Here is a 12,975-nt window from a genome sequence, read left to right on the forward strand (position 1 = left end):
TCAGATCCTTGTCTGCGCGGCTTCGCGCGCGATGACGGCGGCCATGCCTTCGCTCAGGATCAGCGACAGGCTGTCGCGCAGGGCAGCGCCGAAGGCCCCGCCGGTCAGGGCGGGCGGCAGAATGTCGGGGCAAAGGGCCGCGACCGCCGCGATACTGTCGGCCGCCCCGCGACAGGAGGCGAGGGCTGCGGCCAGCGCCGCGGCTTCGGGATCGTCCACCGGCAGCAGGCGCCCATCCGCCTCTCGGCGCAGCAGATAGGCAAGCCAGGCGGCCAGCGCAAAGGCATAGGGGCGCGAGGCAGTGCCGGTCGCCAGCGCCTCCAGCGCCGGGGCGGTGATGCGCTGCGGCAGTTTCTGGGTGCCATCCATCGCGATCTGCGCCGTGGCATGGGCAATCGCCGGATTGGCAAAGCGCGCCGCCAGGGCATCGGCATAGGCGTCAAGGTCGATGCTCAGGCCGCGCAACGTGGCGGCGGCGGCGGCCAGATGGCTGCGCACCAGAGCGGCATGGGCAGGATCGGCCATCACATCGCGCACGAAAGCCTTGCCCGACAGCTGGCCACTATAGGCCAGCATGGAATGGGCGCCGTTCAGCATACGCAGCTTCATCTGCTCATAGGGGGCCACATCGCGCACGAACAAAGCCCCGCCCAGATCCCAGGCCGGGCGGCCCGCGCAGAAATCATCCTCGATCACCCATTGCGCGAAGGGTTCGGTATCGACGGCGGCCTGATCTTCATAGCCGGTCAGCTCTGCCGCGATGGCCGCCGTGGCAGCGGTGGCGGCGGGGGTGATCCGGTCCACCATGGTGGAGGGAAACCGCGCTTCCGAGGCGATCCAGCCAGCCAGGTCGGCCCCGCCGGTGTCTTGGGCAAATTCGAGCACGGCGGCGCGCAGCTTCTGGCCATTGTGCGCAAGGTTGTCACAGCTCAGCACGGTCAGGGCGGCCAACCCCGCCGTGCGCCGCCCGGCCAGTGCCGCCACGATCAGGCCGATCACCCCGACCGGGGCGGCGGGCTGCGCCAGATCGGCGCGCACGGCGGGGTGGCTGCGGTCCAGCCGCCCGTCGCTGGTGATGCCATAGCCCTTTTCGGTGACGGTCAGGCTGACGATACGGCAACCCGGCGCCTGCATGGCGGCCAGCGCTTGCGCGCCCGCATCCGGCCCGGCCAGCACCTCCGCCAGCGCGCCGATCACCCGCGCCGAAGGGGCGGCCCCCTGGGTCAGCAGCGTATAACGCCCGTCCTGCGGGCGCAGGCTTTCGGCCACGGCGGTGCCGCGCAGCGACACACCGGTCACCCGCCAGTCGCCGCCCTCTGCCGCCAGCGCGGTATCGGTATAGGCGAGCAGATGGGCCCGGGCAAAATTGCCCAGACCCAGATGCACGATGCCCACCCCGTGATCCTCGGGGCGGTAGCCGGGCCAGTCGGCCCGACCGCCCGGAACAGCCTGCGCCGACAGCCGGGTCATGGCGCGGCCTTCACCGCCGGATGCGCCAGCGCGGTCATGATGCCGCGCAGCTCGGCCAGCCCCTTCAGCCGTCCGATGGCCGGATAGCCGGGCTGGGCCTTGCGCTTGAGGTCATCCAGAATGTCCTGCCCGTGATCGGGGCGCATCGGGATCTGCCAATCGGCGCGACCGGCGGCGCGGCGGCGGCTCTCTTCGGCCAGAATGGCCGCGATCATCGCCACCATATCGGTATTGCCCTCCAGATGCGCCGCCTCGTGGAACGATCCGCCAAGCGCGCGGTCTTCCAGCGCCACATTGCGCAGATGTAGGAAATGCACCCGGTCGCCCAGCCGCGTCATCATGCCCGGCAGATCATTGTCGGCGCGCGCGCCCAGGGATCCGGTGCAGAGCGTGATGCCATTGGCCGGAAGATCCACCGCCGCCATCACCGCCTTGTAATCGGCCTCGGTCGACATGATGCGCGGCAGGCCCAGCAGCGGGAAGGGCGGATCATCCGGGTGGCAGCAGAGCCGCATACCTAGTTCCTGCGCCAGCGGCGAAACCTCGGCCAGAAAATCCACCAGATGCGCGCGCAGCCGGGCCGCCGGGATATTGTCGTAATGCGCCAGATGGGTTTTCACATCCTGCATCGACATGCGCTCTGCCGCCCCCGGCAGACCGAAGACCACATTGCCTGCCAGCTCGTCCTTGCGCGCGTCACTCATCGTGGCGAAGCGGGCGCGGGCCTGTTCCAGCACCTCGGGCGCATAGCTGTCGGCAGCACCCCGCCGCTCCAGCAGGAACAGATCGAAGGCGGCAAAGTCGATGGCGTCAAACCGCATGCAGGTGGCGCCATTGGCCAGCCGGTACGCCAGATCGGTGCGCGTCCAGTCGAGGATCGGCATGAAATTGTAGCAGATCACTTCGATCCCCGCCGCGCGCAGATGGCGCATCGAGGTTTTCCAATTGGCGATATGTGCCTTCCAGTCGCCGGTCTGGCGTTTGATGTCTTCCGACACCGGCAGGCTTTCCACCACATCCCAGGTCAGGCCCGATGGCGCGCCATCCGTCATCACCGCCAGCTCGGCCTGCCGCCGCGCGATGTCTTCCGGGCTCCAGACCGTGCCGGTGGGCACATGGTGCAGGGCGGTGACCACGCCCTCCACCCCGGCTTGCAGCATGTCGTCGATGGATACCAGGTCCTTGGGGCCGAACCAGCGCCAGGTCTGTTTCATGGGGATGTCTTTCCGTCTGAAATGCCGCGCTCAGGCGTCGGCAAAGGAGAGTTGAACCTTGACCGACTGCGCGCGGTCCGAAGCGGCCCGAAAGGCGGCCAGCGCCTCGGTCACCGGATAGGTGGCGGTGATCATCGGGCGCGGGTCGATGGCGCCCGATCCGATCAGCGCCACGGCATCAGCGAATTCCCGGTCGAACCGCTGCGATCCGACGAACAGGATTTCCTTGCCCACCATCACGTTCAGCGGCACCGGCGTCGGCCCGGCGACCCCCACCTGCACCAGCGTGCCGTGCGGGCGCAGGCAGCTGACCGCATCGCGGATCGCAGGGGCGGCGGCGGAACATTCGAACACCAGATCCACCCGGCCCTTCACGGCCTGCCACGGGGCCAGCCCTTCGGGGGTGGTGGCGGTGTTGATCGCATGATCGGCCCCCATCCTGCGGGCCACCGCCAGTGTCGCATCCTGAATGTCGGTCACGATGATTTCGGCAGCGCCGCGCTGGCGCGCCACCGCCACACAGAGCGCCCCGATCGGGCCCGCTCCGGTCACCAGCACCGTCTTGCCCGCCAGACTGCCCGCCACGGCCTCGCCCCGGTTGGCGGCGTGCAGGCAGACGGCCAAGGGCTCAGCACAGGCGGCAGCGCCGGGCTCGATGCCCTCGGGCAGCGCAAAACACTGGCCCGCGCCGATCACCATCAGGCTGCGGAACATGCCCTGCTGATGCGGCAGATACATGGCCGAGCCCTTGAACTTCATCGCGGTGCAATGGATCGGCAGGCCCTGCAGACAGAAATCGCAGGTGCCGCAGGGATGCGAGGGGTTCATGGCGACCAACTGGCCCACTGCAACGCCGGTGACCCCCTCACCGAGGGATTCAACCCAGCCTGCGGCCTCATGGCCCAGAATGATCGGTTCGCGCACACGGATGGTGCCGATACCGCCCTCCAGCCAGTAATGCAGGTCAGAGCCGCAGATGCCGCCCGCCGCAACGGCCACCCGCACCTCGCCCGGACCCGGCGCCACAAGCGCGCGGGTCTCCACCTTCAGATCCTCCTGCCCATGCAGGATGACCACCGTGTTTTCAGACCGTTCCGTCATGGCGCCCCTCACGGCATCAGCGTGTTGGGCAGCCAGGTCGCCAGCGGCGCCCAATAGCTGACCATCAGCAGGACAAGGATATTGGTGAGGATATAGGGGATGATTGCCCGGATCACCGGCGACAGCGGCAGCCGCGCGATGTTCGAGGCGACGAAGAGGCAGACCCCCACCGGCGGCGTGGTCAGGCCGATCATCAGGTTCAGCACTGCGAAACAGGCAAAGTGGATCGGGTCGATCCCCACGGCCATGGCCAGCGCCTGCAACGGCACGAACAGGATGATCAGCGCGGCGATCGTTTCCATGAACATGCCGACGAACAGCAGCAGGATGTTGATCAGCAGGATCACCACGAACTTGTTGTCGGTCAGCGACAGCACACCATCGGCCAGCATCTGCGGGATGCGTTCGGCCACCAGGATCCAGCCGAACACATTGGCGGTGCCGACCAGAACCAGAATCCCGGCCGAGCTGACGGCGCTGTCGATGATGATCTTCGGAATGCGCGCCACCGGCAGTTCGCGGTAGATGAACAGGCCGACAAGGGCCGCATAAAGGCAGGCGACAATCGCGGTTTCGGTCGGCGTGGTGATGCCGATCAGCAGCCCGCCCACGATCAGCGCGGTCATCGCGATGGCCCAGATCGCCCCGGTGAAGGACGAGAACAGCTCGCCCATGCCCTGCCAGGCCTCGCGCGGGAAGTTCTTTTTCTTGGCGATGAAATAGGTGGTCACCATCATGGCAAAGCCCATCAGCAGGCCGGGCACGGCACCGGCCAGGAACAGCTTGCCCACCGACAGGCCCGACAGCGAGCCCACGATGATCATCGGCACGCTGGGCGGGATCATAGGCCCGACGGTCGAGGAGGCGGCCGTGACAGCCGCCGAGAAATCGCCGGGATACCCCGCCTTTTTCATGCCGGGGATCATCATGCCGCCGACCGAGGCCACATCGGCCACTGCCGTGCCCGAAATGCCGCCGAACAGCATCGAGGCCGCGATATTGGCCTGCGCCAGCCCGCCGCGCATCCAGCCGACAAGGGCATTGGCAAAGCGGATGATGCGTTCGGTGATGCCGCCCGAATTCATCAGATTGCCCGCAAGGATGAAGCCGGGGATGCAGAGCAGCACGAAGCTGTCCATGCCCGCGTACATTTTCTGCGGGATCACCACGAGCGGGATATCGGCGAACAGCAGATAGGCCATCGACGACAGGCCCAGTGTCACCGCGACCGGCAGGCCGATGGCAAGGCCGAGCACGAAGGTGCCCAGAAGCAGGGTCAGACCCATCAGTTGTCCTCCGCAGTCAGAATGGGGCGGCCATCATGGCGGCCGGTCAGCATCTCGTAGGCGCGCATCAGGGCCCAGAGTGCCAGGGTGACGAACAGGATCAGCATCGTCCCGTGCAGGAAATCCATGCGCCAGCCCAGCGACGGCGCGGTCTGGCGGCTGCCGACCTGCGTATAGTCCCAGGCAGCGGGCAGCAGCAGCAGCGCGAACAGCGCGGTCAGCCCGGCACTGAGCAGACGCAGCAGATAGGGGAGGCGCCCCGGCAGGCTTTCACACAGCAGATCGACATTCACCATGTCGCCGCTGCGCAGGGCGAGGCCCGCGCCAAGCGCGCCGATATAGATCAGGCAGAACCGCGTCAGCTCTTCCGTCCAGACCGGGGCCGTGGGCAGGAAGGTGCGCGAAAAGACCTGGAGCAGCACCGAGGCCGCCAACAGCAGGAATGCCGCGAGGATCAGGAGGCGGCACAGCCCCTCCAGCCCTTTGAATAGATGTGTCATGGAACCCTCCGCGACAGCCCTGCCGGATCCGCCCGGCAGGGCCTGCTGCTGTCAGTTGTTGAAGATCTGCTCGACCATCGGGCGGAGCTCTTCGGCAACCGATCCGATCACCGCATCGCGCGCCTTGGCGGCGAAGGCGGCCTGATCGACCTCGACGAAGGTCACGCCCCGGCCTTCCAGATCGGCGACCAGTGCGGTTTCATCGGCCAGGAACAGCTCGCGCTCATAGGCCTGGGTGCGTTTGGCCGCTTCCAGCAGGGCGGCCTGATCGGCTTCGGACAATTTGCCCCAGCTGCGTTCCGAGATGGTCAGATAGATCCAGGAGCGCACATGCTCGGTCTTGTTGACGACCTTCTGCACCTCGTAGAAACCGCCCGACTTGAACAGGGCCAGCGGGTTTTCCTGCCCCTCGATCGTGCCGTTCTGCAGCGAGGTGAACACTTCCGAAAACGCCATCGGCGTCGGGTTCGCCCCGATGGCCTGCCAGGCCGACACGAAGATCGGCACATTGGGCACACGCAGCTTGAAGCCGTTCAGATCTTCGGGCTTGGTGATCTCGCGGTTGGCCGACAGGTTGCGCGGGCCACGGGCGAAATAGGTCAGCGGGCGGATGCCGGCCTTGTCGACGATCTCGGCCTCGATCTGCTGGCCGATCTCGCCCGAGGCGACCTCATCCATATGCGCCAGCGATTTATAGGCATAGGGCAGCGCCAGCAGGGCGGCGCGCGGCGCCCAGTTCTGCAGGCTTTCGCCGGTGATCGTCATGTCGGCGGTGCCAAGCTGCATGCCGTTGATCACGTCGATTTCCTTGCCCAGCGACTCGTTGGGATAGATTTCCACCGCCACACGGCCTTCGGTCAGCGCCGCAGCCTCTTCGGCGAATTTCAGCGCCGCCTTGTGCCAGATGTTCTCTTCATTCGCGAGATGGCCCAGCTTGAGCGTGACCTCCGCCGCAGCGGCGGCACTGCCCATCAGGGCGACCATCGCGCAGGTTGCGGCAAAATTGGCCAGTTTGTGGAATGTCATCGTGTGCTCCTCCTCCAGGACGATGCGATCGCGGCCGGGGCCGGGATCAAAGAAAATATTCGGGACGTTCCTGCTTGATCAGCGGCAGATCGGTCAGGATGCCTTGCAGGTGCAGCCGCATCGACCTCTCGGCGCGGGCCACATCGCCGGTGGCAATGCCCTCCACCACCTCGCGGTGCTGGTCGATCAGGCGGTCCACCGGGAATTTCATGCTGGACAGAAAGCGCACGCGGTCCATCTGCGCCTTCATCTCGACGACGGTGCGCCAGGCCTTGCCCTTGCCCGCCCCCTCGGCCAGCGTGCGGTGAAAGATCTCGTCGGCTTCCATGAAATCGCGGGCCGAGCCGCCGACCAGATCCTGCTGGCGCACCAGCTGGGCGCGCAGGTCGGCCACAAGAGCGGTATCCGGGGTCTGTGCCAGCAGTTTCACGATATCTGCCTCGACCGCCTCGCGCACGAAGCGGGCATCCATCACATCCGACAGGGAAATCTTGGCGACGAAGGTGCCGCGCTGGGGCCGCACCTCCAGCAGGCCTTCATTGGCCAGGGTGATGAAGGCCTCGCGTACCGGCTGGCGGCTGATGCCATATTGCTGCGCCACCTCGGCCTCCGAGATACGCGTGCCGGGGCTGAGCGCATTGTCGATGATGGCGGCGCGCAGGGCCGCATAGAGCTGATCCACGACGCTGATGCGCTGCGGTTGCAACAAGACCGATGGCGATGCGTGATCTGACATGATGCGACTCCTCCCCCGGCGCATCACTATACCATACTACCATACAAGTCAATGCGAGGCCGCGCGGCCCCGCAGAGATGCGTCCTGAAAGGTCCGGGGAGGCCGTCGGGCCGCCCCTCAGACCGGGCAGGCCAGCCGGGCTGCCATGCCGCGCCGATGCCCCAGCCAGACCAGCCCCAGCCCGGCTGCTGCCAGCAGCCCGCCCGCCACCGGCACCGCCGCATAGCCCAGATCCGCCCCGATCACCGCGCCGCCCAGGGCCGCCCCCAGCGCATTACCCAGGTTGAACGCGCCGATATTGATCGAGGAGGCCAGACCCGGCGCTTCGGCGGCGGCCTGCATCACCCGCATCTGCACCGGCGGCACCAGCGCAAAGGCGGCAGCGCCCCAGACCGTCAGCAGGATCGCGGCGGCCAGCGGGCTGCCCAGCCCCCAGGGCGCCAGCAGCATGAGCCCGGCCAGCGCCGCCATGAAGATCGCGGTGGCCCCGGTCAGCGACCAGTCGGCCAGCCGCCCGCCCAGCCAGTTGCCGATGGTGAAGCCGATCCCGATCAGCACCAACGCCAGCGTGACGAATGCGTCGGAGGCCTCGGTCAGCACCGTCAGGATCGGCGCGATATAGGTGTAGAGCGTGAACATCGCCCCCGCGCCCATGACGGTGGTCAGCATCGCAATCACCACCTCGGGCCGGACCAGCACGCCCAGTTCGCGCCGCACATCGGGCCGCTGGCCGGGGGTGCCCTGCGGCAGCGCCAGCCACAGCGCAGCAATGGCAACCAGACCCAGAGCGGCGGTGCCCGCAAAGGCCTCGCGCCAGCCGATCTGCTGGCCCAGCCAGGTCGCCGCCGGAACCCCGCCGATATTGGCGATGGTCAGCCCCATGAACATGGTGGCCACCGCGCTGGCCTGCCGGTCTTTCGGCACCACGCTGGCCGCGACCACCGCGCCCAGACCGAAAAACGCGCCATGGTTCAGGCTGGTGACCAGCCGCGCGATCAGCAGGGTCCAATAATCCGGTGCCGCCGCCGACATCAGGTTGCCCAGCGTGAAGATGCCCATCAGCGCCATCAGCGCCGTGCGTTTGCCAAAGCGGCTGAACAGCAGGGTCATCACCGGCGCGCCGAGCATGACGCCGATGGCATAGGCGCTGACCAGCAGCCCCGCCGCAGGGATCGAGACATCCACCCCCTCGGCAATCACCGGCAACAGGCCCATGGGGGAAAATTCGGTGGTGCCGATGGCAAAGGCACCGATGGCCAGCGCCAGCAGCGGCCAGGCCGCGCCGCGTGGCGCGGAGGACGGGGTTACAGTCACGGTCATGTCTCCTCAGAGGGTCCAGTCAGGGGCGAGGCCCGGCGGGCTGACGATGCGGCCATCGGGCCGGGCAAGCGCATGGATGGCCGCCATCTCTCCGGCGCTCAGGCTGAAATCGAACACGGCGATGTTTTCGGCCACCCGTGCCGGATGCGCCGTCTTGGTCAGCACAATATGACCCTGTTGCAGCAGCCAGCGCAGCCCGACCTGGGCCGCGCTTTTGCCATGGCGTGCCCCGATCTCCTGCAACAGCGGATCGCGCGGCACCGCCCCGTCGGCCATGCCGTAATAGGCGGTGAGCGCCACACCGCAGGCGCGGGCCGCCGCGATCATCGCCCCCTGATCCAGATAGGGGTGCATCTCGATCTGGTTGGTCAGCAGCGGCGCGGCGCTCTGCGCCACCGCCGCGCGCAATTGCTGGCGGTTCTGGTTGCTGACACCGATGAACCGGGTCTGCCCGGCCGCCTGCACCTGGTTCAGCATCTCGATCTGCGCTGCGACCGGCACGCTGTCACCGGGCCAGTGCAAGAGCAGCAGATCGACCTGATCGACGTGCAGCTTGTCCAGGCTTTCCGCCACCGAGGCGGCAAAGCGCGCGGGGCTGTAGTGGCTGACCCAGACCTTGGTGGTCAGGAACAGATCCGCCCGCGCCGCCCCGGCCCCGGCCAAGGCGCGGCCAAGGGCCGCCTCGTTTTCATAGATCTGGGCGGTGTCGAAATGGCGGAACCCGGCCTCCAGCGCGGCAGGGATCACCTGCGCCACCTCGGTCTCCGTCATGCGGAACACCCCAAAGCCGAGTGCGGGCACACGCGCGCCCTGCACGGTTACATCGTCCATGATCTGTCCTTCTGCCTCGTGGCGGGATCGCGGCCACTGCGGGCCACTGCCCTGTTGTGCTGGCAGAGATACGCAAGGGTGCCGGGCTTGATAATCCCCCGCCTTCCCCTATCATCTGTGAAGCAAATTCACAGACACCCCGCTGCACAGGCAGGCCATATGGACAATCGCGCCGGCGAAATGCAGGTCTTCCTGCGCGTGGTCGAAAGCGGCAGCTTTTCCGAGGCGGCCCGCGTCCTGCGCATGACGCCCTCCACCGTCAGCAAGCTGGTCGCCCGCATCGAGACCCGGCTGGGGGTGCGGTTGCTGGAACGCTCCACCCGCCGCCTGTCGCTGACCGCCGAGGGCCAGATCTATTACGACCGCAGCCAGAGCCTGCTGGCCACGCTGGAAGATATCGAACGGGATCTGTCGCAGGGCGCGGGCAGCATGGGCGGCACGGTGCGGGTCAGCGCCTCGGTCGGCTTCGGCATTCTGGGGGTGGAGCCGCTGCTGCCCGCCTTCTGGGCCTGTTATCCCAATATCGTGGTCGATCTGTCGCTGTCGGACGAGATCGTGGATCTGTATCTCGACCGGACCGATGTGGCCTTTCGCGTCGGCCCGCTGCCTGACTCAGGAATGACGGCGCGCAAGCTGGGGGCCGCGCCGCGCAAGATCGTGGCCGCCCCCGCCTATCTGGCCCGGCACGGCACGCCGCAGACCATCGCGGATCTGGCCGATCATGCCTGCCTCGGCTTCAACTTCCGCCGCGCCGCCCCGGTCTGGCCGCTGCGCGACAGTGGCCGGATCGTCGACCGGCATCTGACCGGCCCGCTGATTGCCAATAACGGCGAGACGGTGCGGCGCATGGCGCTGGCCGGCATGGGGCTGGCCCGGATGGGCGAATTCCACGTGCGCGAGGATCTGCGGCAGGGCGCGTTGGTCGAGGTGCTGACCGAGGCGGTGGCGGGCGACAGCGAGGATGTGCATGCCCTGTATCTGGGCGGCCCGCATCTTCCGCACCGCCTGCGCGCCTTCCTGGATTTCATGTCACCCCGGCTGCGGCTGTTTCTGGCGGGCGGCTGAGCAGCAACCGCTTGCTCCGCGGGCATGCCCCCGTCAGAAAAAGTCTTCGGCCCCCAGCTGTGCCCGCGTCACCCCCATCACGGTCAGCGTCAGCCCCGGCTGATCCTCGAAGCTCAGCCGGACACCGCCGGTGACCGCCGTCTCGGTGGCATCGCGAAAACGCAGACCGCCGCTCAGGTCGATCCGGTCCTGGCCATTGCGAAAATCGGTGATGACATCGCGGCCAAAACCGGTGCCGAAGACAAACACATCCCGGCCCAGCCCGCCGATCAACCGATCATCGCCCCGGCCGCCGTTCAGCGTGTCATTCCCCGCACCGCCGAACAGCCGGTCCTGCTCTGTGCCGCCCGACAGCGCGTCGCGGTCCGCACCGCCCAGCAGGCGGTCCTTGCCGGAGAGGCCCGAAAGGATGTCCCGTCCGGCCCCGCCCAGCAGCACATCGGACCCGCCCCCCCCGTCCAGCCGGTCGCGGCCCGCGCCGCCGAACAGCGCATCATCGGCACGGCCACCCAGCAGCCGGTCATTGCCCGCGAGGCCAAACAGCACGTCCCGCCCCGCGCCACCGTCGAACCGGTCATGGCCCGCCCCCAGCAGGAATCTGTCACCATGCGCGGTGCCGTTGAACAGCGCGGCCTCACTGCCGACAACCAGGGTCACATCCGAATTGCGTGACCCGAAAACGATATTGCGCACCGTGGGGCCCGCCCCCGGGATCAGTCCGACCAGATCGGCGACGAAATTGCGCACCGCGCTGTTGGCCCGTGCATCAAGCGCCTCGACATCCAGCGTGCCGTCGAAATAGCCATCCACCCCATATTGCAACACGTCGCCGAATTCTTCGCCGGCATCGGCCCCGACCTGCCAGGCCTCGGCCAGATCGCTGGCGGTGCCTCCGGCCTGGATCAGGCCGCCCAGCACCCCGTCCGCCTGCCCGAGGATCGTCACGACTGCATCGCCGACCACTTCGCCCACCGCCGACAGGAAGGCCCCCGCCGTGCTGCCCGCAGCACCCTGCTCCGGCGCATCGCCCAGCACGGCCCAGCCGCCATCGGCATCGTCAAAGCGGAAGGTCGGCGAGGTAAAGGCGAAGCTGTCCGCCTCCGCGTCGATCTGCCAGCCATAGGATTCCGCATGGTCTTCCAACTGCGCCGCCGTGGTCGGAAAATCGTGAAGGTCAAAGTCGATGTCCGGCCCGTCCGGGTCTTCGGCAAAGATCTCGCCCAGCACATCGCTGTCGGCATATCCGTCGACAAGGCTCAGCCCGTCCTCAAGCAGGCGCACGATATTCTCGCCGCGCTGCGCAATCGCCTCCTGCAGCAGGGCATAAACATCTGCGGGCAGGTGTGACGAGATGTCGGGATCGTCGAGCAGTTCCTGCATCGACGACCAGTCGAAGGCGCGCAGCGCCGCAATCGCGTCATTCAGCAGGGTGCGATACTGCCCCACCGTCATTGCGTTGATCTCTGCCTCGGTCAGCAGCGGCACGCCGCCAAAGCCGCCAAGACCATACAGCTGGTCAAAGAACCCCTCTTGCGTATCTGAAGCGCTGTAGGACGCGCCAGTCCTCCGGGCAAATGCCATATCCGGTCTCCTGAATGAATCGGGCACCCTCAAAGGCGGCGTGGCGCCCTGTAAATATCAATTTGCGATAGAGGAATGAGACCAGACCGGCGGGCCTTCTGTCAACTGGCCACACCGGTCATCGGGATCGCTACGCGGGATCCCCCTGCCGGAGGCCCGCCGCATCCAGCCACCAGCAGATCACCTGGCCTTCGGGGCGCAGGCGGTCGTGGTCGGCTGTGGCAGGCGCGCTCAGGCTGCGGTGGCAGGCAAGATTGGCAATCTGCATCGTGCCATAGGTGCTGTGCCCGAGATGGGCCGACATCACCTTGTCGATCAGATAGGGGCTGAGCTCGTCCGGGCGGGCACAGGCGGGATCGGCGATGATCTCGGCCAGACGCTGACGACGGCTGTCCTCCTCGGCCAGGATCCGGTCCACCGCGGCGCGGAAGGCGGTTTCCGTGGCCGCATAGGCCTCGAGCGCGGGCAAGGACCGCAGCGCCGGTTTTTTCAGCTTCAGATGCCCGGCATGATAGAGTGCCAGCAGCACCCGCGCACCGATGGGCGAGGTCAGCGGCACCGAGGTGTCCTGAAACGCCAGTTCCTTCTCGTCGCCCGACAGCCGGAGCACCGCCGGGCGCCCGTCCAGCACGGCCCGACGCAACAGCGTCAGGGCCGGGGTGCGATGGACATTGGGGATCAGGTCGATGACCGACAGGGCCGGTTTCATGAGGGCGCGGATCTCCCATAACATGATGTGGCTCCTTTGATGCACAGACACGGGCGTCGCGCCGATGGCGCGCAAACACGGGCGTCCCGTCCTGATAGCGGCCCGGCAGGGCAGCGTCCATCCCGCCGGGGACCGG

Annotated in this window: 12 protein-coding genes; 1 reads left to right on the forward strand and 11 read right to left on the reverse strand. The window is 67.3% G+C overall.

What is annotated here, in order from left to right:
• The 9 genes from KM031_RS21315 to KM031_RS21355 all read right to left on the reverse strand — a co-directional run bounded on the left by KM031_RS21315 (position 1) and on the right by KM031_RS21355 (position 9,484).
• Positions 1–1,470, reverse strand: a complete 1,470-nt coding sequence (locus KM031_RS21315; protein WP_215507243.1) for a mannitol dehydrogenase family protein — start codon at positions 1,468–1,470, stop codon at positions 1–3.
• Positions 1,467–2,684, reverse strand: a complete 1,218-nt coding sequence (uxuA, locus tag KM031_RS21320) for a mannonate dehydratase (protein ID WP_215507245.1) — start codon at positions 2,682–2,684, stop codon at positions 1,467–1,469. The genes KM031_RS21315 and uxuA overlap by 4 nt, the downstream gene beginning before the upstream one ends.
• 30 nt (positions 2,685–2,714) lie before the next feature.
• Positions 2,715–3,785: an L-idonate 5-dehydrogenase gene (locus tag KM031_RS21325; protein WP_215507247.1), complete on the reverse strand. Its 1,071-nt coding sequence runs from the start codon at positions 3,783–3,785 to the stop codon at positions 2,715–2,717.
• A gap of 8 nt (positions 3,786–3,793) precedes the next feature.
• A complete protein-coding gene (locus KM031_RS21330; protein ID WP_215507249.1) occupies positions 3,794–5,071 on the reverse strand; it encodes a TRAP transporter large permease in 1,278 nt (425 codons plus the stop codon).
• A complete protein-coding gene (locus KM031_RS21335; protein WP_215507251.1) occupies positions 5,071–5,571 on the reverse strand; it encodes a TRAP transporter small permease in 501 nt (166 codons plus the stop codon). Before KM031_RS21335 ends, KM031_RS21330 begins: the two co-directional genes overlap by 1 nt.
• 51 nt (positions 5,572–5,622) lie before the next feature.
• The gene (locus KM031_RS21340) at positions 5,623–6,597 is read right to left on the reverse strand and encodes a TRAP transporter substrate-binding protein (RefSeq protein WP_215507253.1); all 975 of its coding nucleotides are present in this window, start codon (positions 6,595–6,597) and stop codon (positions 5,623–5,625) included.
• A 46-nt stretch (positions 6,598–6,643) separates the two neighbouring features.
• Positions 6,644–7,333 carry a GntR family transcriptional regulator gene (locus tag KM031_RS21345; RefSeq protein WP_215507255.1) on the reverse strand — a complete coding sequence of 230 codons (690 nt, stop codon included), beginning with the start codon at positions 7,331–7,333 and terminating at the stop codon, positions 6,644–6,646.
• Positions 7,334–7,450: 117 nt separating this feature from the next.
• Positions 7,451–8,653: an MFS transporter gene (locus KM031_RS21350; RefSeq protein ID WP_215507257.1), complete on the reverse strand. Its 1,203-nt coding sequence runs from the start codon at positions 8,651–8,653 to the stop codon at positions 7,451–7,453.
• Between the two features lie 6 nt (positions 8,654–8,659).
• A complete protein-coding gene (locus tag KM031_RS21355; RefSeq protein WP_215507259.1) occupies positions 8,660–9,484 on the reverse strand; it encodes an aldo/keto reductase in 825 nt (274 codons plus the stop codon).
• 159 nt (positions 9,485–9,643) lie between these two features.
• Here KM031_RS21355 and KM031_RS21360 point away from each other — a divergent pair, with 159 nt between their 5' ends.
• Entirely contained in the window at positions 9,644–10,549 is a 906-nt protein-coding gene (locus tag KM031_RS21360; RefSeq protein WP_215507261.1) for a LysR substrate-binding domain-containing protein, read from the forward strand.
• A gap of 33 nt (positions 10,550–10,582) precedes the next feature.
• Here the strand turns inward: KM031_RS21360 and KM031_RS21365 are convergent, their stop codons facing one another.
• Complete coding sequence (locus tag KM031_RS21365; protein ID WP_215507263.1) at positions 10,583–12,130, reverse strand: calcium-binding protein; 1,548 nt, start codon at positions 12,128–12,130, stop codon at positions 10,583–10,585.
• Positions 12,131–12,260: 130 nt separating this feature from the next.
• Positions 12,261–12,863 carry a hypothetical protein gene (locus tag KM031_RS21370; RefSeq protein WP_215507265.1) on the reverse strand — a complete coding sequence of 201 codons (603 nt, stop codon included), beginning with the start codon at positions 12,861–12,863 and terminating at the stop codon, positions 12,261–12,263.
• Positions 12,864–12,975: the final 112 nt, after the last annotated feature.

It is taken from the genome of Gemmobacter fulvus (genome assembly GCF_018798885.1).
Classification (GTDB): Bacteria; Pseudomonadota; Alphaproteobacteria; order Rhodobacterales; family Rhodobacteraceae; genus Gemmobacter; species Gemmobacter fulvus.

What these genes read in the sequence shown, in the direction of transcription:
- KM031_RS21315 (WP_215507243.1), bottom strand. Translation starts at nt 1,470, where the DNA reads ATGACCCGGCTGTCGGCGCAGGCTGTTCCGGGCGGTCGGGCCGACTGG.
- uxuA (WP_215507245.1), bottom strand. Translation starts at nt 2,684, where the DNA reads ATGAAACAGACCTGGCGCTGGTTCGGCCCCAAGGACCTGGTATCCATC.
- KM031_RS21325 (WP_215507247.1), bottom strand. Translation starts at nt 3,785, where the DNA reads ATGACGGAACGGTCTGAAAACACGGTGGTCATCCTGCATGGGCAGGAG.
- KM031_RS21330 (WP_215507249.1), bottom strand. Translation starts at nt 5,071, where the DNA reads ATGGGTCTGACCCTGCTTCTGGGCACCTTCGTGCTCGGCCTTGCCATC.
- KM031_RS21335 (WP_215507251.1), bottom strand. Translation starts at nt 5,571, where the DNA reads ATGACACATCTATTCAAAGGGCTGGAGGGGCTGTGCCGCCTCCTGATC.
- KM031_RS21340 (WP_215507253.1), bottom strand. Translation starts at nt 6,597, where the DNA reads ATGACATTCCACAAACTGGCCAATTTTGCCGCAACCTGCGCGATGGTC.
- KM031_RS21345 (WP_215507255.1), bottom strand. Translation starts at nt 7,333, where the DNA reads ATGTCAGATCACGCATCGCCATCGGTCTTGTTGCAACCGCAGCGCATC.
- KM031_RS21350 (WP_215507257.1), bottom strand. Translation starts at nt 8,653, where the DNA reads ATGACCGTGACTGTAACCCCGTCCTCCGCGCCACGCGGCGCGGCCTGG.
- KM031_RS21355 (WP_215507259.1), bottom strand. Translation starts at nt 9,484, where the DNA reads ATGGACGATGTAACCGTGCAGGGCGCGCGTGTGCCCGCACTCGGCTTT.
- KM031_RS21360 (WP_215507261.1), top strand. Translation starts at nt 9,644, where the DNA reads ATGGACAATCGCGCCGGCGAAATGCAGGTCTTCCTGCGCGTGGTCGAA.
- KM031_RS21365 (WP_215507263.1), bottom strand. Translation starts at nt 12,130, where the DNA reads ATGGCATTTGCCCGGAGGACTGGCGCGTCCTACAGCGCTTCAGATACG.
- KM031_RS21370 (WP_215507265.1), bottom strand. Translation starts at nt 12,863, where the DNA reads ATGTTATGGGAGATCCGCGCCCTCATGAAACCGGCCCTGTCGGTCATC.